Origin of the sequence: Kocuria sp. HSID17590, from assembly GCF_003989485.1 — a bacterium.
GTDB lineage: Bacteria > Actinomycetota > Actinomycetes > Actinomycetales > Micrococcaceae > Kocuria > Kocuria salsicia.
Genome location: NZ_RBMB01000080.1, coordinates 1 through 691, shown reverse-complemented (window position 1 = coordinate 691; position 691 = coordinate 1). Strand labels below are relative to the sequence as shown.

The following is a 691-nucleotide window of genomic DNA, read 5'->3' as shown; positions in this document are numbered from 1 at the left end:
CGTGGTCAGGTCAGGGGTCGCGAAAGTAGGGTGGAGCACGTCGAGGTCTTTCGGGATGGCGAGCGTGAAGAACTTCCATCATCCGGGAGACCTCGACCCCTACCCGGCCACCGACGCGCTCAACCGACTACACCCTTGTTCATGAAGAGCCGCTTTGAAGTGATCGAGGCCGTTCGCCTCCGCGAGATGCGCGTCGAGGATTCAGTCTTGCTCAGCGAGGTTCTTCGCACGGCCGGCGGTGAACTCAGCCGCTTCTTGCCTGGACGAGACGGTGAACCATACGGTCGCAAACGGCGCACGCTCCTGCAGATTCCCAACTGAGTCGGCGACTCCGGGCCACCCGGGGTCAGGATACTCGCTCCGATCCGTTCGCTCACTTCGAAGGCCTCCTGCGTGTCACACATGCTCAACTTCGTCGCGGCCGTCTTCACCCACTTCTTGTCGGGCAGCGGTGAGAGGGCACCCGAGTCGGGCGGATTCAGGAAAAACCCCACCGTCTCCACCGGGTCCAACACTTGCACCAGATGACCCACGTCCGGATCACCCTGCCCCGACGCACAGGCCAGTGGGCCGCCCCCTTCATTCGGTCCGGTCGCTGTGCGAGTCGTCGGTTTCCGATTGATGGGTGCATTGCCGAGCGTAGTCGACGGGTGCGAGGTAGCCGAGCGATGAATGCCGGCGGTCGTGGTTG

The 691-nt window shown here is 63.2% G+C and carries 1 protein-coding gene; it reads left to right on the top strand.

Going from position 1 to position 691, the window contains the following annotated elements:
* Positions 1-141 precede the first annotated feature (141 nt).
* A complete protein-coding gene (locus D8M39_RS12490) occupies positions 142-321 on the top strand; it encodes a hypothetical protein (protein WP_126875125.1) in 180 nt (59 codons plus the stop codon).
* Positions 322-691: the final 370 nt, after the last annotated feature.

Coding starts and splice junctions, on each gene's coding strand:
- D8M39_RS12490 (WP_126875125.1), top strand. CDS start 142: ATGAAGAGCCGCTTTGAAGTGATCGAGGCCGTTCGCCTCCGCGAGATG.